The organism is Parabacteroides leei, assembly GCF_023369805.1.
GTDB lineage: Bacteria > Bacteroidota > Bacteroidia > Bacteroidales > Tannerellaceae > Parabacteroides > Parabacteroides leei.
In genome coordinates this window covers 304,607-328,909 of record NZ_JAMBQG010000004.1, presented here as the reverse complement: position 1 = coordinate 328,909, position 24,303 = coordinate 304,607, and the positions used below count along the sequence as shown (strand labels likewise).

Annotated in this window: 21 protein-coding genes; 15 read left to right on the top strand and 6 right to left on the bottom strand. The window is 44.9% G+C overall.

Translation table 11 applies throughout. The annotated features are described in order from the left end of the window. The gene (locus M1P97_RS08925; RefSeq protein ID WP_195372010.1) at positions 1-903 is read right to left on the bottom strand and encodes a helix-turn-helix domain-containing protein; all 903 of its coding nucleotides are present in this window, start codon (positions 901-903) and stop codon (positions 1-3) included. 235 nt (positions 904-1,138) lie between these two features. Between M1P97_RS08925 and M1P97_RS08920 the strand changes: the two genes are divergently transcribed. The 13 genes from M1P97_RS08920 to M1P97_RS08860 all read left to right on the top strand — a co-directional run bounded on the left by M1P97_RS08920 (position 1,139) and on the right by M1P97_RS08860 (position 13,772). Then, the gene (locus M1P97_RS08920) at positions 1,139-1,744 is read left to right on the top strand and encodes a TetR/AcrR family transcriptional regulator (RefSeq protein ID WP_195372009.1); all 606 of its coding nucleotides are present in this window, start codon (positions 1,139-1,141) and stop codon (positions 1,742-1,744) included. Positions 1,745-1,815: 71 nt separating this feature from the next. Beyond that, a complete protein-coding gene (locus M1P97_RS08915) occupies positions 1,816-3,171 on the top strand; it encodes a TolC family protein (RefSeq protein WP_394803890.1) in 1,356 nt (451 codons plus the stop codon). Positions 3,172-3,211: 40 nt separating this feature from the next. Continuing rightward, on the top strand, positions 3,212-4,234 hold the full coding sequence (locus tag M1P97_RS08910; RefSeq protein ID WP_195372007.1) for an efflux RND transporter periplasmic adaptor subunit: 1,023 nt from the start codon (positions 3,212-3,214) through the stop codon (positions 4,232-4,234). A gap of 13 nt (positions 4,235-4,247) precedes the next feature. Beyond that, the gene (locus M1P97_RS08905; RefSeq protein ID WP_195372006.1) at positions 4,248-7,373 is read left to right on the top strand and encodes an efflux RND transporter permease subunit; all 3,126 of its coding nucleotides are present in this window, start codon (positions 4,248-4,250) and stop codon (positions 7,371-7,373) included. A 55-nt stretch (positions 7,374-7,428) separates the two neighbouring features. Then, on the top strand, positions 7,429-7,722 hold the full coding sequence (locus M1P97_RS08900; protein ID WP_195372005.1) for a PG0541 family transporter-associated protein: 294 nt from the start codon (positions 7,429-7,431) through the stop codon (positions 7,720-7,722). Between the two features lie 6 nt (positions 7,723-7,728). Continuing rightward, positions 7,729-8,286, top strand: a complete 558-nt coding sequence (locus M1P97_RS08895; RefSeq protein ID WP_195372004.1) for an STM3941 family protein — start codon at positions 7,729-7,731, stop codon at positions 8,284-8,286. Between the two features lie 13 nt (positions 8,287-8,299). After that, the gene (locus M1P97_RS08890; RefSeq protein WP_195372126.1) at positions 8,300-8,998 is read left to right on the top strand and encodes a response regulator transcription factor; all 699 of its coding nucleotides are present in this window, start codon (positions 8,300-8,302) and stop codon (positions 8,996-8,998) included. Beyond that, on the top strand, positions 8,995-9,756 hold the full coding sequence (locus tag M1P97_RS08885) for a DUF1295 domain-containing protein (RefSeq protein ID WP_195372003.1): 762 nt from the start codon (positions 8,995-8,997) through the stop codon (positions 9,754-9,756). Before M1P97_RS08890 ends, M1P97_RS08885 begins: the two co-directional genes overlap by 4 nt. 7 nt (positions 9,757-9,763) lie before the next feature. Beyond that, positions 9,764-10,990, top strand: a complete 1,227-nt coding sequence (locus M1P97_RS08880; protein ID WP_195372002.1) for an NADH:flavin oxidoreductase — start codon at positions 9,764-9,766, stop codon at positions 10,988-10,990. Between the two features lie 2 nt (positions 10,991-10,992). Further along, complete coding sequence (locus M1P97_RS08875) at positions 10,993-11,877, top strand: SDR family oxidoreductase (RefSeq protein ID WP_249388846.1); 885 nt, start codon at positions 10,993-10,995, stop codon at positions 11,875-11,877. 98 nt (positions 11,878-11,975) lie between these two features. After that, positions 11,976-12,563 carry a 50S ribosomal protein L25/general stress protein Ctc gene (locus M1P97_RS08870; protein WP_195372000.1) on the top strand — a complete coding sequence of 196 codons (588 nt, stop codon included), beginning with the start codon at positions 11,976-11,978 and terminating at the stop codon, positions 12,561-12,563. Positions 12,564-12,677: 114 nt separating this feature from the next. Then, complete coding sequence (gene pth / locus M1P97_RS08865) at positions 12,678-13,241, top strand: aminoacyl-tRNA hydrolase (RefSeq protein ID WP_195371999.1); 564 nt, start codon at positions 12,678-12,680, stop codon at positions 13,239-13,241. 102 nt (positions 13,242-13,343) lie between these two features. Beyond that, positions 13,344-13,772 carry an RNA-binding S4 domain-containing protein gene (locus M1P97_RS08860; protein WP_129735435.1) on the top strand — a complete coding sequence of 143 codons (429 nt, stop codon included), beginning with the start codon at positions 13,344-13,346 and terminating at the stop codon, positions 13,770-13,772. A 923-nt stretch (positions 13,773-14,695) separates the two neighbouring features. On the opposite strand, the gene M1P97_RS08855 is transcribed toward M1P97_RS08860, so the two are convergent. The 3 genes from M1P97_RS08855 to M1P97_RS08845 all read right to left on the bottom strand — a co-directional run bounded on the left by M1P97_RS08855 (position 14,696) and on the right by M1P97_RS08845 (position 19,713). Continuing rightward, positions 14,696-15,166, bottom strand: a complete 471-nt coding sequence (locus tag M1P97_RS08855; RefSeq protein WP_195371998.1) for a toxin-antitoxin system YwqK family antitoxin — start codon at positions 15,164-15,166, stop codon at positions 14,696-14,698. Between the two features lie 114 nt (positions 15,167-15,280). Beyond that, positions 15,281-16,882 carry an Ig-like domain-containing protein gene (locus M1P97_RS08850; RefSeq protein ID WP_195371997.1) on the bottom strand — a complete coding sequence of 534 codons (1,602 nt, stop codon included), beginning with the start codon at positions 16,880-16,882 and terminating at the stop codon, positions 15,281-15,283. A gap of 35 nt (positions 16,883-16,917) precedes the next feature. Further along, a complete protein-coding gene (locus M1P97_RS08845) occupies positions 16,918-19,713 on the bottom strand; it encodes a TonB-dependent receptor (protein WP_249388845.1) in 2,796 nt (931 codons plus the stop codon). Positions 19,714-19,943: 230 nt separating this feature from the next. Between M1P97_RS08845 and M1P97_RS08840 the strand changes: the two genes are divergently transcribed. Beyond that, the gene (locus M1P97_RS08840; protein ID WP_249388844.1) at positions 19,944-21,209 is read left to right on the top strand and encodes a DUF3843 family protein; all 1,266 of its coding nucleotides are present in this window, start codon (positions 19,944-19,946) and stop codon (positions 21,207-21,209) included. Between the two features lie 485 nt (positions 21,210-21,694). On the opposite strand, the gene M1P97_RS08835 is transcribed toward M1P97_RS08840, so the two are convergent. Further along, positions 21,695-22,720 carry a Gfo/Idh/MocA family protein gene (locus M1P97_RS08835; RefSeq protein WP_249388843.1) on the bottom strand — a complete coding sequence of 342 codons (1,026 nt, stop codon included), beginning with the start codon at positions 22,718-22,720 and terminating at the stop codon, positions 21,695-21,697. A 25-nt stretch (positions 22,721-22,745) separates the two neighbouring features. After that, the gene (locus M1P97_RS08830) at positions 22,746-23,474 is read right to left on the bottom strand and encodes a 2-phosphosulfolactate phosphatase (RefSeq protein ID WP_249388842.1); all 729 of its coding nucleotides are present in this window, start codon (positions 23,472-23,474) and stop codon (positions 22,746-22,748) included. A 234-nt stretch (positions 23,475-23,708) separates the two neighbouring features. Between M1P97_RS08830 and M1P97_RS08825 the strand changes: the two genes are divergently transcribed. Continuing rightward, positions 23,709-24,299 (top strand): DUF4251 domain-containing protein, encoded by a 591-nt coding sequence (locus M1P97_RS08825; RefSeq protein ID WP_195371992.1) that lies wholly within the window; start codon positions 23,709-23,711, stop codon positions 24,297-24,299. Positions 24,300-24,303: the final 4 nt, after the last annotated feature.

Below are 24,303 nucleotides of genomic sequence, written 5' to 3'. Positions count from 1 at the left end.
TTACGACTTACGATATTCCATCGGAGAAATACCCATATGCTTCTTAAAGAATTTCCCAAATGTCGACTGATCGGAAAAATGCAGAATATCTGCGACTTGCTGTACGGTTGCCTGCGGAGCCTTCAACAGGATCTTCGCTTCCACAATCAAAGCATCGTCGATCCACTTATTCGCAGATTTCCCGGTCAGTTCTTTTAAGATAAGGGACAGATACTGAGGGGTGATAAACAGTTTCTCTGCATAAAAAGTCACCACGTGCTGTTCCTTGCAATGTTCAAACAATAACTGCAGAAATTGTTCAAAAAGTTCCTCTTTACGTGAAAGGGCCGGTACCAGCATTCCGTCTTTTTTACCCATCAGGATATTGGCTATCTCCAATAGAAAACCGACAAAAGCATTTTGCATCACCTCTTTCTGGAAGAAATGAGAGCGGTTCTTTATTTTCTTCCGCAGTAATTCTATCTGGTCGTTTATTAATTCCGTTTCCTCCGGTTCAAATGTGGTGCAGGGATTCTTCTTCAATTGCATATAGTTTGCCATGGAAGGACTACGCTTGGCCGGATTGCACTCATCCAGAAAATATTTTGAAACAACCAACAGTTTCCCTTTAAAATCCTTACTGACTTTGTTCAACTGCATCGTATGCGTAGGCATAATAATTACGAAACTGTTTGCTTTTAACACATAAGGTACATAATCCAGATAAATTTCTGACGAGCCTTCTAATGCCAAAACCATCAGAAGCGCATCCAAACGCATCGGAGTGGTATATTCATGTACATCTGAATTATCTATATCCCGGGTTCCATCGATATCCGCTATTGAAAAAATATCCTGAAAGCTATCACGAATAACGATACCTTTATTCAACTCCGCTAAATCTATTAAAGGAAGATTTTCCATAATTTTCTTTATTTACTCAATCGTAGTAAGTGCAAAGATAGGCTTTTATTTATACCTGCAACATTTTTTGTTTCATTTTTTACCAATTCAAACATAATTTCAACCGATAAAGATTCTTTAAAGCCTATGAGATTTCGTTTCAAACCAATCATGTAACGGAATAAACCTTTTCGGTTTTCTAAATTAAGTAGACCTTTGCCAACGTACATAATTATCGAGAATACAAAAAATATATATGAATAAAGAACAGATAATGATGACTGCGCTTGACTTGTTCTCGCAACACGGAATAAAAAGTGTGAGCATGGATGATATTGCCCGTAACATGGGGATATCAAAGCGCACAATTTATGAGTTCTTCGAAGATAAGGAAACTCTTCTGGTGAAAAGTATCGAATACAATCACAAAAAGATGAAGCAGGTATTGATCGAGCTGGAAGAAGGTCCCTATTCTGTTGTAGAAGAGATCATCTTATTTTATGAAGAATGCATGAAGCGTCCCCGATGGTATAACCGGAAATTCTATGATGATCTGAAACGATATCCGAAGGCCCTGGAATTAAATGAAAAGAATAAAGCGGAATTTTCAAAGAAGTGTATGAAGCTTTTTTCCAGAGGAGTAAAAGAAGGAGTCTTTCAGAAAGGTATAAATTTTGAAATCGTAACCCTGCTGGCAAAAGAACAGATCAAAATGATACGCCCCACAGGTGCATTCCTGAACCATTCTGTATCGGAAGTCTACAAGACCGTCTTATTTACTTTCTTACGTGGGATATGTACAGAAAAAGGTCTTGCAATATTAGACAGATACGCATTGAAACAATCACAGAATTTATTGTGAGAGAATTATAATAGGTATTATATTCAAAATCAAATCTAGTTTAAATGGAACGAGTATTAGTTAGGAAAAAGATGATGTGGGTAGTTTTGATGTTGCTACCATCTCTGGCCTTTACCTCAGCCAAGGCACAGGATGTCCTGAAGCTGAACCTGAGTAAAGCGCTGGAGATTGCGCTGAGTGAGAACCCAACCGTAAAAGTTGCAGACAAAGAAATCGAAAAGAAAAAGTATGCACAAAAGGGTTCATATGCCGCCCTGTTCCCCCAGATTAATTTTGCAGCCGACTACAATAGGACACTGAAAAAACAGGTTATGTATATGGACGGCTTCGATATGGGAAGTACGGAAGTTCCCGAAGGAACAGAAGTTCCGGATATGAGTAAAGGGATCGAAGTTGGACGCGATAACAACTGGAGTCTCGGATTTAACGCTTCGATGCCGTTGGTTAATGCCTCTTTATGGAAAAGTCTGAGTATATCGGCCTTGGATGTCGAATTATCGGTAGAACAAGCGCGTTCATCCAAAATATCTATGGTGAACCAGGTAAAAAAAAGTTTTTATAATGTATTGCTGGCAAACGATTCATACCGTGTATTTAAAGACAGCTACGACAATGCGATGGAGAACTACCTGGATATCAAGAAGAAATATGAACAGGGAACCGTTGCCGAATACGACCTGATCCGTGCCGATGTAACTGTAAAAAACAGCGAACCCAATATGCTACAGGCATTGAATTCATTAACACTTGCCAAATGGCAACTGAAAGCATTACTGGGAATGGACCTGGAAATAGAGATCGATTGTGAAGGTTCACTGGTTGATTATGAAACGGAATTATTCGCAGATTTCTTATCGACCGACACGACACTTTGCGAAAACACGGATTTGAAACAGATCGACTTGCAGGCCGAACAGCTAAAGAAGACCTTAATGATGCAGAAATTCGATTATCTGCCTACACTGTCTTTGACCGGTCTTTATCAATGGACATCCATGAATAACAATTTCAAGTTCAGGGACTATCAATGGAACCCTTATTCAATGATCGGTGTAACACTGACTGTTCCTATCTTTTCGGGAGGAAGCAAGTATCATAAGATCAAACAGACACAGGTATCCATGCAACAGATGGACTTACAGCGCGAAGACACAAAACGCAACCTGCAACTGTCTATCAAACAATATATGGATAATATGAACACTTGCATCAAGAAGTTCGATGCAGCGCAAAAAGGGGTGGAGCAGGCAAACCGCGGATATCTTATCGCCCAAAAGCGATATGACACCGGTGCCGGAACACTGTTGGAAATGAATGATGCCGAGTTGGCACTCACGCAATCGAAGTTGAATTTCAATCAATCCATATACGATTATATGGTAGCTAAATCAGAACTGGAGAAAGTTCTGGGTCAACAAAATTACTAATTAACTAGCAATGAGAATAAAAATAAAAACAGTTTACAATATGAAAACACGTGAAATGCTGAAAGTTGTACCACTCGTTACGTTAGCCTTGCTGATGTCCTGCTCGGGTGAGAAGAAAGACGCAACAACCCAGACCGTTGATGAAAAGGTGAAAGTGAAAATAGAACAGGTATCAGCTCAGGATGTAGACCAGATAGCAGAATTTACAGCCACTGTGGAGGCAAATATAAAGAATAATATAGCACCTCAGTCGCCGGTCCGTATTGAGAAACTGTTTGCAGAAGTAGGCGACCATGTGAAAGAAGGCCAGCTATTGGTCAAAATGGATGCCAACAACCTGAAACAAGCCAAAGTCCAGTTGGACAATCAGGAAGTGGAGTTCAAGCGTATCGACGAACTATATAAAGTGGGCGGTGCATCCAAATCAGCCTGGGATGCTCAGAAAACCCAGTTGGATATAAGCCGTGAAAGTTACAAAAACCTGCAGGAGAACACCCAGTTACTAAGCCCGATCAGTGGTATCGTGACTGCCCGTAATTATGACAACGGTGATATGTATAGCGGTGGAAATCCGATCTTTACCGTCGAACAGATTCGTCCGGTCAAACTGTTCGTGAATGTTTCCGAAAGTTATTTCACCCAAGTAAAGAAAGGGAATGAAGTAGATATCAAACTGGATGTTTACGGCGACGAAGTATTCAAAGGCAAAGTGAGCCTGGTTTACCCGACCATCGATGCAACAAGCCGTACTTTCCCTGTCGAGATCAAGATAGCAAATACAGACGAACGTGTACGTCCGGGAATGTTTGCCCGTGCAACAATGAACTTCGGTACCAAAAATCACGTTGTCAGCCCCGATCAGGCCATTGTTAAACAGTCCGGATCAGGCGACCGTTACATTTATGTATACAAGAATGGAAAAGTATCTTACCAGAAGGTAGAACTGGGACGTCGTATGGGTAACAAATACGAAATTATATCAGGCGTTGAGAACGGAGACCAGGTGGTAATAACCGGTCAGAACCGTTTGACTAATGGAATGGAAGTAGAAATTGACAAGTAAGAAATAACAGTATATGAGTTTATATGCAACAGCGGTCAAAAAGCCGGTAACCACCGCCCTCGTGTTTGTGGCAGTGGTAATTATGGGGCTTTTTTCCCTAACCCGATTATCAGTAGACTTGCTGCCGGAGATCGAGACCAATATGATCATGGTCATGACGGCCTATCCCGGAGCCAGTGCCACAGATATTGAAATGAACGTATCCAAGCCATTGGAAAACGTGTTGAACAGTGTGAGTGACCTGAAGCACATCACATCACAGTCTCGCGAAAACATCTCTATCGTTACTCTGGAATTTGAATACGGAACCGATATCGATGTCGCGACCAACGATGTCCGGGATAAGCTGGATGTCGTTGAGTCGTCTCTGCCGGATGATGTGGAGAATCCGATCATCTTTAAGTTTGGTACCGACGATATTCCTATCCTGTTGCTTTCAGTGACAGCAGAGGAAAGTACCAACGCCTTATATAAGATACTGGACGATAAAGTATCGAACCCGCTGGCACGTATCAGTGGCGTAGGTGCAGTATCTATCTCAGGAGCACCGATCCGTGAGGTTCAGGTATATTGCGACCCTTACAAACTGGAGGCTTACGGCCTGACTATTGAAGGCGTTTCTTCGGTCATCGCCCAGGAAAACCGTAACACCCCGGGGGGTAGTATCGATATCGGTTCGAACACCTACACCCTGCGTGTACAGGGTGAGTTTACCGATGCCAAACAGATGCTCGACCTGGTAGTAGGCAGCAACAACGGCAGAAATGTGTACCTGCGTGACATTGCACGGGTAGAAGACTACGTGGAAGAACGTGCCCAGGAAACCTTCAACAATGGTGGTAAGGGAGGTATGATCGTTATCCAGAAACAATCCGGTGCCAACTCGGTTAACATAGCCAAGAAGGTACACGAAAAGCTTCCGGAAATACAGGCCAGTTTACCCTCGGATGTACAACTGGGGGTAATTGTCGATACCTCGACAAACATTTTGAATACGATCGACAGCTTGCAGGAAACAATCATGATCACCTTCATTGTCGTAATGCTGGTTGTATTTATCTTCCTGGGACGCTGGAGAGCGACATTCATTATTATCCTGACTATCCCGATCTCATTGATCGCCGCCTTCGCTTATTTGCTGGCATCAGGAAATACATTGAACATTATCTCCCTGAGCTCACTATCCATAGCAATCGGTATGGTGGTGGATGATGCCATCGTTGTATTGGAAAACGTCACGACGCATATTGAGCGGGGAAGTAAACCGAAACAGGCGGCAGTACATGCAACCAATGAGGTGGCTATTTCCGTAATCGCTTCTACGCTGACCATGTTGGCTGTATTCCTGCCGTTGACTATGGTTACAGGTATGGCCGGTATCCTTTTCAAACAGTTAGGATGGATCGTTAGTATCATTATGATCGTATCTACCGTAGGTGCTTTGACACTGACCCCGATGCTTTGTTCTCAGCTGTTACGTCTCGATCCGAAGAAAGGCCGTTTATATGTATTGTTCTTCACTCCGATCGAAAAAGCACTGAATGCACTGGATGTCGCTTATTCACGTTTCCTGAGTTGGGCTGTCCGCCACCGTAAAACGGTTATCACAGGTGCTGCATTGGTGTTCATTGGTAGTATGCTGCTGATACCGACCGTAAAAACAGAGTTCTTCCCGACTCAGGATAATGCTCGTATCGGTATTACTATCGAATTACCGATCGGTACCCGTCAGGAAATAACACGCGATCTGGCTCTACGTATAGACAAACAGTTCCGCGAAAAATATCCGGAAATTCTGGTACTGAACTTCACCGAAGGACAGGCTGATACCGACAATACATTTGCACAGTTGAGCGATAACGGTTCGCACATCATCGAAATGAACATCAACCTGAGCAGTGTCGGAGATCGTGAAAGAGGTCTTATCGAAATTTGTGACATGATGCGTGAAGACCTGGCCGATTACTCGGAGATCAAAGAGTATAAAGTATTGGCCGGAGGCCAGTCCGGATCCATGGGTGGTGAAAATGCCGTGGATATCGAAATCTACGGTTTCGACTTTGCCAAGACCGACGCCGTAGCTGCCGATCTGGCAAAACGCCTGGAAGCATTGAAAGGCTGTTCGCAGGTAAATATCAGCCGTAAGGATTATATCCCGGAATACCAGGTGGACTTCGACCGCGAGAAACTGGCCATGAACGGACTGAACGTAGCAACAGCTTCTTTGTTCCTGCGTAACCGTATTAACGGTTCTACCGCATCCAAATATCGTGAAGACGGTGACGAGTACGATATCAAGGTACGCTATGCTCCGGAGTTCCGCCAGTCTATCGAAGATATCGAGAATATCATGCTCTACAACAATGCCGGACAGGGAGTTCGTATCCGCGATGTCGGTAAAGTGGTAGAACGTATGACACCGCCTACCATCGAACGTAAGAACCGTGAACGTATCATCACCGTTTCTGCCGTTGTTGGTCAAGGTGCTGCTTTAAGCGACTTGGTAACAGCCGTACGTGGCGAACTGAAAAAGATGGATATTCCGAGTGAAGTCAGCTGGCAGCTGGGAGGTACATTCGAAGACCAGCAGGATACCTTCCAGGATCTGGGAGTATTGATGGTATTGATCATCATTCTCGTGTTCATCGTGATGGCCGCCCAGTTCGAGTCGTTGACCGACCCGTTCGTGATCATGTTCTCCATCCCGTTTGCCTTTACAGGCGTTATCCTGGGATTATCGATCACGCAAACGCCACTGGGGGTAATGGCCTTGATCGGTGTGATCATGTTGATGGGTATCGTTGTTAAGAACGGTATCGTATTGATCGACTACACCATTCTGTGCCGCGAACGTGGTATGAGTATTCTTACTGCTGCCGTAACAGCCGGCAAGTCTCGTCTCCGTCCCGTATTGATGACTACATTGACAACCGTACTGGGTATGATTCCGATGGCTATCGGAACCGGTGAAGGTGCTGAAATGTGGCGTTCGATGGGTATGACAGTAGCCTGGGGCCTTTCGGTTTCCACCTTGATCACGCTGGTTATCGTACCGGTAGTATATTGTGTATTTGCCGGTAACGGAGTGAAACGTCGTCGTCGTAAGATCGCCAAGTTGAACCAACTGGAACAATTATAAAACTTAGAAACCGGGAACCCTGAGTTCCCGGTTATAACATAAAATAGAAAGAACAATGAAAGCTATATTCATATCATTCAATCAAGCCTATTACGAAATGATTTTAAGCGTCATGGATCGTAACAACATCCGTGGCTTCACCTATTGGGATGAAGTACAAGGCCGTGGCAGCAAAAATGGCGAACCTCATTACGGTAGTCACGCCTGGCCTACTCTGAACTCTGCCATACTGGCTATGGTAGAAGATGAAAAAGTAGATTATTTCCTCGATCTGTTGCATAAAATGGATATGCAAACGGAAGCACAAGGTTTGCGTGCGTTTGTATGGAATGTTGAAAAAACAATTTAAATACACATGAATACACCTTCTGTAACAACATTTAAATTGAGCAGGAAAAAGCAGAGAGGGTTGTTCCTTACAACCCTCTTCTCTGCCCTGATCGGCATAGGCTCCCTTACACTCTCTCACGAGCTGAAGTTGGGCGAAGGACGTTTCCTCCTTCTCCTGGTTGGATTTTTCTCGTTGTCGACTACGGTGTTTTGTTGCATAAGCTATTATTACCTCACCCGGGAAAAATTTACAGCTATCTATATTTCAGAAGAAGGTGTTAATGACATATCCACCGGAAACAGATTTGGTACTATTTTATGGAAAGAGGTTGAAAATATCAAAGTTATGGACGATATTAGCAACCTGAAACGCAAATACATTGTGTTAAAGGTCAAAAATCCGAACGAATATATTGACCGTGAACCCGCACGTAGTAAAAAACGTTCCATGGAGCTAAGGCTCCAATACTACGGATCACCTATTTGTATTTCCAACCGCGCGTTGGATTGTACTTTCGAAGAATTAAAACAGGCTGTATTCGAAAGATATAACCTTTATAAAGCTTCTCACGAAGAAGCATAGAATCTTTTTTACAATGGACAAACACCTTAAGATCCTTATTTTTACTAAAGACGAAAACTTGGGAACATTATTCAAAGAATGTCTGAAGACTGATAAATATGTCACTGAAACTTTTTCCCAGGCTGAAGAGGCCTACGATTTCTTTTGTACCGTTGGCTCCGACCTTTGTATCATGGATGTATCCGCCGATAAGGAAGAAATCACGCTGGCTGCTGCATTCAAAGCCGTACGGAATGAAACACGACTGATCTTCTTATTCAATTCTCCGACCAAAGAAGATATCGTAGAAGTCTACCAGATAGGAGCAGACGATCTGATGCGGAAACCTATTAGCCTGGAAGTATTGCAGGCCCGCATCCATGCAATAATGAAACGATCTGTCTCCGATCAGCAAAAACCGATCGTTATATACAAATTCGGCCTTTTCTCCTTCAACACACATACACAAACGTTATCCATAGGAGAAGAAGAGAAGAAACTGACCACCAAAGAGTCGGACCTTCTCAAAGTATTGTGTCAGAACCCGAACAAACTGGTCGACAGAAGTTCCGCACTACAAAGGATATGGAAAAACGACAGTTATTTCAATGCACGCAGTATGGATGTATATATCACCAAACTACGTCACCTGCTAAAAGCCGACCCGACTATCAGGATCGAGAACGTACATGGAAAAGGATACAAACTAATGACTAAAGCTACACAGGCATGACAAACGAATATTTCAATATATTACTAATAGCAATGGCAGTGATTGCCGCTATTGTTTTCATCACCCTCTATTTTGTAGAAGCCGGATACGGCATGTTGTTCGATAAGAAATGGGGGAAGCCCATCTCCAACAAGATCGCCTGGATATGTATGGAAGCTCCGGTTTTCCTGGTCATGCTTCTATTATGGAGCCAGTCCGGACGACAATTTGAAACAGTTCCCCTACTCTTCTTCCTCTTCTTTGAACTGCATTACTTACAGCGGGCATTCATCTTCCCTCTATTGATCAAAGGAAAAAGTAAGATGCCGGCCGGGATCATGACCATGGGTATCGTATTCAACCTGCTGAACGGATATATACAGGGCATGTGGATATTTTACCTCTCTCCCGAAAGTATGTATTCAATCGATTGGTTATGCACTCCTCAATTTATTATCGGAACAATCCTTTTCTTTACAGGTATGTATATCAACTGGCGTTCCGACTATATCGTTCGTCACCTGCGTAAACCGGGCGACACCAACCACTATCTTCCGAAGGGAGGTATGTTCAACTACGTCACCTCAGCCAATTATTTTGGAGAGTTGGTAGAGTGGTGTGGTTTTGCGATCCTGACCTGGAGTGCCAGCGGTGCCTTGTTCGCCTGGTGGACATTCGCGAACCTCGTGCCTCGTGCCAATACCATCTGGCACAAATACAAAACCATGTTCGGAAAGGAAGTAGGAAACAGAAAACGGATCATTCCATTTATATACTGATTATACAATGAACAAAGAATCTCTACTATTCACCCCCGCCACGATTGGCCCGTTAACACTCAGAAACCGTACGATACGTGCGGCTGCCTTCGAAAGTATGTGCCCGGGAAACGCCCCGTCGGAAATGCTGTATAATTACCATACCTCTGTTGCTGCCGGAGGGATTGGTATGACGACACTCGCTTATGCAGCCGTTACACAGAGCGGACTTTCTTTCGAGCGCCAGTTGTGGCTACGTCCCGATATCATCCCGGGACTGAAAAAGATAACCGATGCAATCCATAAAGAAGGGGCTGCCGCATCCATACAGATCGGACATTGCGGAAACATGTCTCATAAGAATATTTGCGGATGTACCCCTATTTCTGCATCGAGCGGCTTCAATCTCTACTCACCTACTTTTGTCAGGGGTATGAAACAATCGGAGATAGCCGCGATGGCCAAAGCATTCGGGCAGGCCGTTCATCTGGCACGCGAAGCCGGAATGGACGCAGTAGAAGTACATGCCGGACACGGCTACCTGATCAGCCAGTTCCTTTCGCCTTATACCAATCACCGGAAAGACGAATACGGCGGAAGTCTGGAAAACCGGATGCGCTTTATGAAGATGTGTATGGAGGAAGTAATGAAGGCGGCCGGTTCCGATATGGCAGTCCTGGTTAAAACGAATATGCGTGACGGCTTCAAAGGCGGGATGGAAATCGACGAGACACTGGAAGTGGCCCGTACCCTGCAAAACGAATGCGGCGTACATGCCCTGATACTCAGCGGTGGATTTGTAAGCCGTGCCCCGATGTACGTCATGCGGGGAGCCATGCCTATCCGCACAATGACACATTATATGCCGGCCGGTTGGTTACCCCTCGGCGTAAGAATGGCCGGTCACCTGATGATACCGACCGAACCGTTCAAAGAGGCCTATTTCCTGGAAGATGCTCTCAAGTTCCGGGCAGCCCTGAAAATGCCTCTTGTATATGTCGGCGGTCTTATCTCACGGGAAAAGATAGATGAAGTATTGGGAAAAGGGTTCGAGTTTGTCAGTATGGCACGTGCACTCCTGAACGATCCGGCATTCGTCAACCGTATGAAAGAAGACGAGCAGGCCCGTTGCGATTGCGGACACAGTAACTACTGCATTGCCCGCATGTATTCGCTGGAAATGGCTTGCCATAAACATATGCAGAATCTACCTAAAAGTATTGTCAAAGAAATAGAAAAACTGGAGTATAAATAATAATGGAAAAAGGAATAGCCATTATAACCGGTGCCGACGGTGGCATGGGACAAGAGATTACCCTGGCACTGGCTAAAGACGGTTTTCAGATCATCATGGCGTGCAAGGAACCAGAGAAAGCACGCCCGGTTTGCGAACGTATAAAAAGAGAAAGTGGAAATGAACAAATAGAGGTCCGTGGGATAGACCTCTCCTCTTTATCATCCGTTTATACTTTCGCACAAAAAATATTGGCGGAAGGCCGCCCGGTCAGCCGGTTAATGAATAATGCCGGAGTCCTGACCACTGACATCCGCCCAACGATAGACGGATTGGAAACGATCGTCAGTGTGAATTATGTCGGTCCCTACCTACTTACCCGATTGTTGCTTCCCCTGATGCATGAAGGAACCCGCATCGTCAATACGGTATCCTGCACCTACGCCATCGGTAAAATAGAATCCGACTTTTTCACCAAAGGGAAGAACGGACGTTTCAACCGGATATCGGTGTACGGAAATACGAAACTGGCCTTATTACTCTTTACGCGCGAACTGGCAAAAAGGGTAAAAGAAAAAGGAATCACCGTCAATGCCTCCGATCCCGGTATCGTTAGTACAAATATGATCACGATGAATGCCTGGTTCGACCCGCTGACAGATATTCTGTTCCGCCCTTTCATCAAAACCCCGCTGCAAGGAGCGGCAACAGCCATACACCTTGCCTTGTCGGAAGATGTGAATGGCAAAAGCGGCTGCTGCTATGCCAACTGCAAAGAGAAAAAACTGTCGGAACATATCCTGAATCATCCGGCACAAAGTAAACTCTGGGACGATACAGAAGCATTGCTCCGCTCCCATAATTTACTGGATAAAAAAAATATACAGGGGACAGTTGGAACATATTGATAAAAAACATACCTTTGCACCGCTTTTAACCCCCGTACGTGTGATGGGAAATTAGGAAGCATAAAAACTAATTTTGAGTAACACAAAAAATTAAGAAAATGAAGACATTCCAATTAGAAGGAAAAGGAAGAGAAGTAGCTGCTACTTCTGCCGATCAGAAAAGAGCTTTGAAAGCTTTGCGTAAAAATCAGGAAATCCCTGCTGTATTATACGGTGGCGAAAAAGTAACTCACTTCACAATCACAACTGATAGTGTACGTAAGTTGGTTTATTCTCCGGAAATTTTCGCTGTAGAACTGAACATCGACGGAACAAAAACTATGGCTGTTGTTAAAGACATCCAGTTCCAGCCTGTAACTGACGCAATCATACACATGGACTTCATGGAAGTTTCAGAAAACAAACCGGTAGCTATGGAAGTTCCAGTTGTTCTGACTGGTCACGCTGAAGGTGTTAAAGCCGGTGGTAAGCTGACATTGCGTATGAGAAAGCTGAAAGTAAAAGCTGTTTACACTCAGATCCCTGAAAAACTGACTATCAACGTTGATCACCTGGGCTTAGGTAAATCTATGCAGGTAGGTGCTTTACACTTCGAAGGTCTGGAACTGATGAATGCAAAGAACGCTGTTGTTTGCGCCGTTCAGTTGACTCGTGCCGCTCGTGGTGCTCAGGCTAAAGCGAACTAATTAGTCAATTAAAGTTTCCGGTCGTTCCCAGGAAGGTCCGGCTTTAATAACAAAATAAAAGGGAAGGATATTCAGCTGAATGTTCTTCCCTTTATTATTATAAATGTAAGAATTATGAAATATCTGATAACCGGACTCGGTAATATCGGCCCTGAATATTGGGGGACACGTCACAATATCGGTTTCCGTGTCGTAAATGCCCTGGCCGAAGAAGCCGGCGTCCCCTTTACGGAACAACGCTATGGAGCGATTGCCCGGATGCGGGTAAAAAACTGTGAACTGATACTGCTCAAACCGAATACGTTCATGAACCTGAGCGGTAACGCAGTCCGTTACTGGTTACAAAAAGAGAACATTCCTGTCGAAAACCTGTTGGTAGTAGTAGATGACTTGGCTCTCCCCTTCGGTACTTTACGTTTGAAGCCCAAAGGAAGCGATGCCGGTCACAATGGATTAAAGAATATACAGCAGCTTCTCGGCACACAGGAATATTGTCGTCTGCGTTTCGGTATAGGAAGCGACTTCCCCCGCGGAGGACAGATCGACTATGTACTGGGGAAATTCCCACCCGAAGAGTTGGAGATTATGCCCGAAAAAATGAAACGTGCAGCAGAGATCATTAAAAGCTTTTGCCTGGCTGGTGTACAGAACACTATGAACCAATACAATAATAAATAGTTGACAGTTGACAAGTGACAGTAGACAGATAAGGCTCCACACTCCTATCATCAATTAACTGTCGCTTGTCATCGGTCAACTGAATTGTCAACAGAAAAAGTTATGAACGAAGTACGAATAGATAAATGGATGTGGGCTGTCCGCATCTTTAAATCCCGGACCATTGCAGTCGAAGCCTGTAAAAAGAACCGGGTAATGATTGGAGGCGTAAATGTAAAAGCATCGCGTATGATAAAGGTAGGCGATGTGATACAGGTTCGTAAACCGCCTATCACCTTCTCTTTCAAAGTGCTGGCATTAACAGAGCGCCGCATGGGTGCCAAGTTGGTTCCCGACTATATGGAGAATGTAACGACTCCGGACCAATACGAAATACTGGAAATGAATCGTATCTCCGGCTTTGTAGACCGCGCCAGAGGCATGGGCCGCCCGACAAAGAAAGACCGCCGCGAACTGGAACAGTTTACTGACCCGGCAGGCGACGGATTTGATTTTGATTTTGATTTCGGACCGGAAGAAGGGGAAGAATAAGGTTTGGATATTGACAGATATGAATGTTTCATTATTTGACAGGTTTGAATGTTTCAGTTATTGTCAAATAGGAGCAATCATTGAAGCTTCCCCTTATCAAAGAGACTTCGCCATTACAGGTTCATTTGCCGTCTGCTTTAGCTGACGGATTACAAGTTGTTTCTCCTTTTTTGGCTTTAGCCACATTTCTCTGTAAATAAAGAGACTGTTTAAAAGGGGACTAAAGTCCAGAGAAATAGATCATTTACTGATCCGTCAGTTAAAACTGACGGCAAATAAACCTGTAACTAAGCCTGCCTTATTAAGGACAGTTAGCCGGTGGGCACATAAGCTCATATCCTGCTATAATAGCTCAATTCTTTCTATGTTCGAGCGCGAAGTCTAACTGTCAATTGAGACTTGGATGTTGGTATTAAATGTTTTCAAAATCAACTATCTGACTATCATAATTTCAGCACACCTTTTGAATATCAATAAATATATCTATGATAGTTGTCCGTTTTAACCATCATTCAACTATCATGAACTATCATATGACCTGTTAGAGGTAATGCATCGCAAAAAAGGGGATTAAAAACGATCAAATGCCTACTGTTTTCCAATAGTACCCTACATCTTTAGCCCCAATATGGCCATTATTTTCACGAAAACTACTTATCCTTCTACTTGAGATCCCCTTTTCAGGCCCTTTTACACCCGGATTTGAACGATGCTAAGACCCGGGTCCCAATACCCTTTACACCCGGGTCTCAAAAAAGAGAAGTCCCTACTTTACTGAAAATAAGTCATATACCCAGTCAGTTTTGTCAAGCTATTTTATGATAGTATGATAGTTGAAAATGGAACTATCACACGAACTATCATAGCTCGTAAGTATTAGATTTCAATACTCACAAAGTCAAAAATGATAGTATGACAGTTAGTTATTGCTTCTCTTCCGTCAACAAGTCTCCCTCATCATTCCAGGTACGCCAGACACCGCTTTTTTTGCCTTTGGTATAGAACATTTCAAAGCGAAGCACTCCCTTTTCATTCCAGATACGCCAAGGACCGTCTTTCTGCCCATCTTTATAACTGGCCAGCCCCACTAACTGTCCGTTTTCGTTATAAGTACGCCATTCCCCGTGGAAGACACCGTGGTAATAAGAACGCACTTCGGCAATCTTTCCGTCCGGATAATAGATAACGTATGTGCCTTCGGGGCGGCCATCTTTCAGAAACAGCTCCATCTTCAACATACCGTCATCGTAGAATTCGGTGTAACGTCCGGTGTATGGAGTGGTTTGTGTGGCATCCGTATAATATTGTCCTTCGCTGAGGACGAGATCCTGTGCATGAATAGCCAGAGCAGAGCCGGCAACCAGTGTAGAAGTCAGTAATAATTTCTTTATCATTTGCATGTATTTATTATTGTTACCATCCTAATACAGGGAAAGGGTACCGGAAACTGTTACATATTCCGGCCCCTCCTCCATTATTTTAAAATTACGATAAGCAACAGAAGTAAATTAATAAGCAGTGTTTTGCGGATCCCAGTTAGCCCAACCGGCAGTCCAGTCGTTTGTTCCGTCGAAAGCACCCTTGTAAGTCACTTTGTCGAAGAAGCTGTCGGACAAAACAGCATCAGAGAATTCTGCACCACCGATCTTATCCACCACAACAGAAGAATAATCTGCATTTTTCGCTATCAGATCGTTGCTGGAAGCATACACCTGATTGTTCAGGCCGGTTGTTTCGAAATAACTCTTGCTTGCATCATCCTTGAAGTTTTCCCACATACCGGCAAAGATCACGTTCTTAACCGTAGCACCTGCATTCGCACCCTGAAGATACAAACCATAAGGCCAGCCGGTGAATACAGAGTTATATACATTCAGGGCAGAATTACGACGGATATGCATAGCAGCCTGGAACTGGCCACCCTTTGCACCGTTGGCAGCATCATCCGTTGTATAAAGAATTTCGCTTTCCGCTTTACCGGCAGACTCGCCATAGAACGGGCCGATCAACGTTACATTTGAGAAGATCGGTTTGGTCAACGGCTCATTACCTGAACCATTCGCATCGTTATCCGACTCAAAACCATTAGACTTGGAAGTATCGGCCACTTTTGGGTCACGTACGCCCAACAGGAACTGCAACTTACCACTATAACCATAATCCGTATCGAACTCATCATCCCAACCCTTGTAGGCTATCAGGTGTTTGGCATTCACCGTACCACCGAACCATTCGAAAGAATCGTCGCCACAATAAGAGACCTGAATATATTCAAGTGTAGTACCTCTACCAACACCACCTAAGGTCAGACCATTGATTTCCTTGTTCGGTTCCAGCGGATAGCCGGCAAACTCGATACGCACGTATTTCACAATACCAGAGTTATCTTCAGGCTTATTACCACCGTATGTAGTACGCGGGCCACCCTCGATCTGCGGTTTGGTAGTTGCATTAACAGGCGCATTACCGCAAAGGATCAAGCCACCCCAATCACCATAAGTACGCGAACCGGCAGGCTGGTCGGAAGTAAAGACGATCGGTTTCTCAACTGTACCTTCAGCAATAATCTTGCCACCCGGTTCCACGATCAGTGAACCTTCAGTCGCTTTCTCTCCTTTGATAACCGTACCCGGCTCGATGGTTAGCGTAACCCCGTCGGTTACGTATACAAAACCGCTCAACAGGTTGTTATCTATAGCCTTCAAAGTCATATCGGATTTAATCTCACCTTGCAATACCACATCCTTGCCTTCCGGAGCATCTTCAGACACCGTCACAGCACAGGATGCAGTAAGACCGCCATCGTCGGTTTTTACAGTAATCGTGGCGGTACCCACAGCGACAGCCGTTACAGTACCATCACTCACAGTTGCCACTTTATCATCGGAAGAAGTCCAGGTCACTGTTTTTGTTGTAGCCTCAGATGGAGTGATCGTTACAGCCAGCTTAGCTGTTGCTGCCGGTTTTAACGACAAGGTTGTTTTGTCGAGGGCAACCGCAGTTACACTCACCTTTGCCGGATCGTCGTTATCGTCGCTACAAGCTACGTTTCCAAACATTGTGGCCATACATAACATGGCAGCCACACCTTTCAATAAAAACTTGTTCATAATAAAACCAATTTAGTTTGTATAAGTGATTTCAATTAAAATTTAACGGATACTCCCACGTTGAGGGTTACTCCCGGACGGTAACTGCGGACCAATTGTTCCACTTCACGTTTCGCTCCGTCCGCATCAGTCAGTTCCAGGAATTGTTTATACTCGATCTTCGAGTTCAGCAAGTCTTTGACACCGGCTTTCAGTTCCACATAGTTACCCAGCTTCTTCGAGAAACTCAGGTCCAGCGAGTTACGGGGCATCTCATAGATGTCGGGGATATCGTCGTTCGAGTTCTGCGCCGGTACGCCCACCGTTTCGATACGCTTGCCGATCCGGTTGTAAAGAACCGAAGCCGACAGCCCTTTCGTGTCATTCTGATAGAAAAGTCCTGTGTTGATCAGGTAAGGCGATTGTCCCTGCATGGCCCGGTCGCGTTCAAAAGAGCCTTCAGGGAAATATACTTTACTATGGATATAAGCACCGTTGAATACGAAACTCAGGTCTTTCAGCCCGATAAAGTCCAGGTGCTTCTTAATATCCACTTCCACTCCGAACGCTTTGGCATGATCGGCATTGTGATAAGTATACTGCAAACCCGACCCCGCCTCACGGTAGGTCTGCTCGATCGGATCGGCAAAGTATTTATAAAAACCGCCTATCGTCACCGTCTCGCCGGGGGAAGGATAAAACTCGTAACGCAGATCCACACTATTGGTATACGCATTCTTCAAATCTACATTTCCGGTGATATTGGCATCGAGAGCAAAGTCGTAATACACATAGGGAACAACCTCACGGAACTCGGGACGGTTCACCGAACGGCCATACGCCACCCTCACCTGCTGCTTGTCCGTCAGGCTGTAAGCCACATTCAGGGAAGGGAAGAACTCGGTCGAACTCTGATCGAGGTGCACCGGTTTAATACCATCCGACTCGTAACCGTCCAGCTTCAACTGGTAGTACTCCATACGGACACCGACATTTGCATTCAACTTCTCCCCGTAATTCAGCTTCGCAGACACATAAGCCGCTCCCAACAGATTATCGGAGGTATAAGAGTCGCTTTTGTTCGTACTCTCTTTCATATAAATACGGTCGGCGGAGATATTCTCGTCCGAGAAGATCGAACTGTAATCCCATTCGGCGAAGCGATTGTATCCGTTACCCAGCAGGTTGTAGACAAAACGACGGGCATCGAAATTACGTTTTTTGTATTCACCGTATACACCGGCATTCAAGGTCGGTTTGAACAGATCGGACACGGTAAAGATATGCTCGTAGTTGGTTGCCAGGGAAAAGCTGTTATCCTTCAGATCCTGATAATAGCGGGTGGGATCGGATACGTAATACTTCAGTTCGCCATCCTGTTTACGTTCCATCGACTTCACCACTTTGCGGTCGGGTTCGTTGTAGGCTGCATAGGCATAACCGGCCGTCCAGTCCACCTTGTCGACGTTGTCATTCCAGCGGTGCTCACCGGCCAGCTGACCGGCATAGGTGGTACGTCCGGTGTAGAGCGATTCCCATTTGCGAATATTTTCTTCCGAATAATAATCCGTACCCTGACGTTGTGTCAGGGAAGATGAACCGCGCTGATTGAAAAAGTTACGGAACTCATATTTTGTGTTTCCTTTCATAAAAGACCAATTAAACAAAGCGCCTAGCTTGGTCGTATTCTTATATTGCACATCGTCGTATTTGTAACGGTAAGACGACCGGTCGTTCGTCATATCATACGACAAGTAGTTGTTATTCTTCAGTTCGTAATAATCGTATCCCGTGCTATAATTCACGTTGGTGATATTTCCGACCTTCCAATCGCCGATATTGAACAGGCGGTTCATTGTAAAGGTCAGTTTCTGTTCCGGCAGTGCAGTGAAATGGCTGATGTCCCAACCCGTATTCACCCGGCGAGTAAAGGCGGCAGCATCCGAAGGGTTTACATCGTTCAGATGGGCAGGCGTACCGGAAGGCAGCGCACGTTTACCGGCACCGAACCCCAGATAGTCGATCGCATGCCCTTTCGTCAACCGGAAGTCATGGAAAGTGGCATTCGTATTAAAGCCCAGTTGATAAGAGATATTGAAAGTATTACCCTCCGGCACATTCTTCGTCATCAATCGCACGAAACCACCTGAGAAATCGGCAGGCAGTTCAGCCGACGGACTTTTATAGATCATCATATTATCGATCAGCGACGAAGGCAATACATCGAAGGAAAAAGCACGGCTATCCGTCTCGCTCGACGGTGTGGTAGCATTGTTCAGCCATACATTATTATAACGCTGTGCCAGACCGCGGACTACGATAAAACGGTCATCCACGATCGTGATACCGGGAATACGGCGAAGTACCTCGGCTGCATCGCTGTCCTGCGTCTTACTGATCTGCTGGGCGGATATACCGCTTACAACGGGAAGACTTTTACGTACCGTATTCAATACAGCCGTCTCCGTTCCCAGTTTCCGTTGGGCAACAACCACGACATTCTGCAACTGGAGGTCGGCATCCGACAGTTCGATCCGCAAAACGGTTTCCTGACGGGACACTACGGCCACATCCTTGATCGTTTCCGTTTTATAAGACACATAGGAAGCTTGCAAAATATATTTCCCCGGCTGTACCTTTTCAATACGGAAATTCCCGTCTATATCTGTAATAGCTCCGATAGTCGTTCCTTCAATGGATACGGTCGCCCCGATCAATGGTTCTTTAAATTTAGCATCCGTTACAGTCCCACAGATAACACCTGTTTGTGCCTGGACTGTCAGCGCAAGAAAACTTCCAAACAGCAGGAGGACCAGCATCCATAATCCTCTCTTTTCACGCTTATTTCTCATTCCTTTACTTGTTGTTACATTTATTTGCCGCAAAAGTAGAGGTGGAATATTTCAGTTAAATTTAAAAAGTATGACAATGCGATAACGGTTATTACAATTCATTGACAACACATGAAAGACAGACTAATCCCTTCTTAAAATATCTTTCAGTAGAAACACACAAACGCATATCGCTATCGAATTTTTACTACATTTGTGCCTTTATTAAAATAAGACATAAATGTTATTATATGAAGAACACTAAAATCTATCCGAAAGACTGGCTGCAACTGCATCCCTATAAACAATCCGGCCCTACCGACCTTTATTATACACGTATCGCCAACCAGATACACGAAATAATGGAACATACCGACCTGGTAAACTCCTTCGAAAAGGAAGATGCGATACAGGTTAGTATGCGTATGGCTGCTTACTTCGAAGATGTTATCTCCGGCCTGAATATCTGGCGGGCATTCATCACACAGTATAAAGAACTGACAGGCAACTATGTCCCTTTTTATACCGTCAGCGACCATTACTACGACGATGAAGCCAACTTCGAGGACGTCCGTTTCCTCCTTTGGCATTATCTCCAACAGTATCATGGTGTAAAAAAGGGTACCTTTGTCAACCCGGATAACCCTACCACCGAAGAGACGGCACGCCTCATCTACCAACTGTTTTGCCAGGAATGGACTACCGCTCCCGAAAATACCAAGATGCAGATGCTCTTCGCTCCGGAAACATCCTACGAAACACCGGAACAATACGTTCCGCTATTGCACTGGTTCCATTACGACAGTTACCTGTCCGTCGACGCAAAGTTTAATTTGAGTGAGACACTTAAAGAATACTGGAGCCAGAGCCCGGAGAACAGGAATAATACCGAAGCGCTTATGGCCATCCATAACTCGATGTCATATATCGACCGGACTGCCTTCCTGGCCTACACGTCACCGAAATGGTTGTCGCTGATCCTGCCGGAAACACACCCGAACCATGCCTTCTTCGTTGAAAGTGCGGAAAGTGCAGAAAGCTTTGTCGATCCAGCTATTCAGGAACGGGAAGAAAGCAACAAAAATATCTATAAGAAATTCGTAGAGATCGCCGACGGCAAACTACTCTTTTACATGAAAAGCAAGCAGGAATTCATCGACTTCGCCTCCGGACAGTTGAAACTGGAAGAAAGCGAATATACCCCGCTGGCAGATTGCATCGAATTCGACAAGTTTGCCGTATATGCTTCGCCCAAAGAGGGATTACAGCTTTTAGTAGACGGTATCGAATTCATCAAAGACGAAGCGAATCCCTTCTACGACGAAAAGAAAGCTTCCGAACAAGGTCTCGGCTTCTTCATTGTCAAACATTGCAGCATGGATTTGTTGAAAGCGCTCGAAGAACGAGGTATGCTAGCCGATGCACAGACCAAAAGCTTGCATAGCCCGGAACGTGGGAAAGCGATCATTCATGAGAACTGGAAGTTCCTGGCGAAGTATTTTTTGAGAGAGGGGTAAGAATAATTATTAGAAATAATTGAACCTACTTTTGGCTTGATCCAAAAGTAGTCAAAAGATCAAGGCTGCACCTGGTTCGCTACTCCGCATCCTGCGTTCGCTATCGCCTCCGAACTCGCTTCGCTCAAACAGCGGATGCTCCGGGCGCTCTCTACGGCTGCTGCGCTTTACGCTCGCCAGCTGAGGCCTTTCATAGGAAGCGGAGCTTCCTCTTAGGATGGCCGATAGCGCCTGTTTTAAAGGTGTCGGTATCGGCAATCCCCAAAGAACGCTTTGCGTTCTCTGAAAGGCCTTCGGCGGGTGAGCGTCCGCGAAGGGGAAAGACGAAGCGTAAGGAGACTGCGCTGTTTGAGCGAAGCGAGTTCGCAGACGACAGCGTAGTCTTTCACCGGAGCAGCGAAGCAGGTGCAGCCTTGAACTTTTGGTTACTTTTCTGTCAAGAGAAAAGTAACATTCAATTCTGTCAAATAGTGAATCCCCCTCCACTACTTATCCGCCGGATAAACAACTCCCAACTGCCTCCGTATCTCGTCGATAATCTCCAGGGTAATCAATGAATTCTCATGGCTATTGATAGACGACTCACGTTTTCCGGCCTGTATAAGATCCAAAAACTCTGCCACCTCATAATAATATTCATTCTTATCTGTCACTGCACTTATATCTATCGGCTCAGAAACAGCAGTCTTTCCTGCACCCGCCGGAATACGAGGGGTATAAGTAACCTTTCCTATTATATTTATACGATCCAGATTGATATTTCCCTCCTCACCCTGTATCTCCGTAGGCAGATAGGAGTTAGCGATCTTTGAATAAAGGATAGTTGCATTCATCCCTTCATACACGAAATTAACTGCCCCTTGCCCGTCTGCCCCTGAAGAAAGGACTACACCTGTCGCCTCCACCTTTTGCGGGCGACCGAACAGTACGGCCATCGGGTACAACGTATAAATACCAATATCCATCATCGCACCGTTCGACAACTCCGGCTTAAAAGCGTTCAATACTATACCTTCCCTGAACTTATCATAACGCGATGAATACTGGCAATAGCAAGAGAAATAACGGCGTATCGTCCCCAGCTTATGTATATTCTCACGTACGGCCCGGAAGTTTGGGGTTAGCGTGGGTTTCATTGCCTCCATCAGCGTCACGTTGTACTCCTGGGAAGCGGCAATCATCTCCTTTACCTCTCTCACATTGGAGGCGAAAGGTTTCTCACATAATACATGTTTGCCATGTTTCATACACAGGATACTCTGTGAAGCATGCAGAAAATTGGGTGATGCAATATATACCGCATCGATCAATGGACTCTGCGCCATTTCCTCCAAAGATGTAAATGTATAAGGTATCTGATGTTTGGCGGCAAAAGCATCCGCCGTTTCCTGGGTACGCGAATAGACTGCCACCAATTCAAAACGCTCATCCTCCCGTGCACCGGCAATCACCCAGTCTGTTATAAAGTTCGTTCCGACTACTCCGAAACGTATTTTATTTATCGTAGCCATTCCTTTCTGTTTTTCCTCTATTTATTTAAATCGTAACCACTCTTCTCAAAACCAAGGTATCCCCTTCTATCACCAATTCCGGCACAACAATTGCACTATCCGGTGTCAGGCAGTAAGGTACTGAATCAGCCAGATCGTTTGCTTTCAGGCGGGCCATATGGTCGGTCGGATCGAGATAAGCAATCAGGTCCTCTTTATTATTCATCCACATATCGCGGGCAATGATTGCGGCATCAGAGGCCGGTTCGTATTTGCCTGTAAAAGTGAGGGCATCTACCAAAGCACCACCGAACAGGGTATCTTCTATATTCACTTTATCCTGCCATCCGGAACACAAAACCACAACATCACGCCCATGAAACAGACAATAGTCAGCCACCGCTTGCAGATTAACAAAAGCGCCCGTTACAACACGGTATGCCGATCGGGCAATCGTGATAGCCCGCGTTCCATTCGTTGTTGTAAAGATGATATCTTTGCCTGAAACCATCTCCGGAGTATAGTCGAACGGTGAGTTACCGAAGTCCGCAAAATCACAACGCTTCACATTACGCTCAGCTCCTACCAGCCAGCCTTTTTCCTTATATTCCTTCGCTTCTTCCACGGTTGCCACCGGGCGGATACTGCATACTCCGTTCTTAAAAGCAGCCGCCATCGTCGTCGTTGCACGAAACACATCCACTACTACGACAATCGCTTCCGGGTTATGATATACTGGGTACAAGGCCGGCGAGAAACAAACATCTATCTTCATATCTTCTCGTTTTTAACTTCAACATACCTACAAAAGTACTGGATAATTTGCTGAATACCTAGCCGACAAGCCTCCTAACCGGCTATTATATAAAAGTTTCTTTAATAAATATGAGGATTAACCAAATAACTCTGATAGAATGTTATAGTATATGTATTCGCTTATTTGCCAGAAACCTTTTTCCCCTTTGCTTGTTTTTTTATTACATTTTGAAAACGTTTTAAACTAAATCGTATGAAAAGAATTGTATCTTTTATCGTCGTTTTCACTCTAGTTATGGGGGGAATGACACATGTACAGGCTCAGAGTAAAGCCGCAGAAAAAGCAGAGAAAAAGTTAGAAAGAAAAGAAAAGAAAGAAGCTAGAGAAGCAAGAGATGCCGTCATGGACGAACAGGAATTCAACACAGCCCTGCAAGCTATCACTGACCAGTCTTTTGTCTTGGAAGCTAACTCCGTACAACCAATGAACGGAATGGTTTACTATGTGAACTCTAACACAAACTTCGTCTCTTTGAACGACGGACAGGCAATGGTTCAGATCGCTTCCAACTCTCCGTATCCAGGTCCTAATGGTTTAGGTGGTGTTACCGTACAGGGTAGCGCATCTAATATACAGAGCAAACAGGATAAAGACGGTAACGTTTACCTGTCCATGAGCGTACAGGGTATCTTCATCTCCGCCACCGTCAATCTGGTTCTTATGAACGGTAGTAACCGGGCCACTGTTACAGTAGACCCGAACTTCTCAGGAAGAAACTTGACTATGGTCGGAACCTTGATCCCATACTCTCAATCAAACATTTTCCAGGGTACAACCTATTAATTAA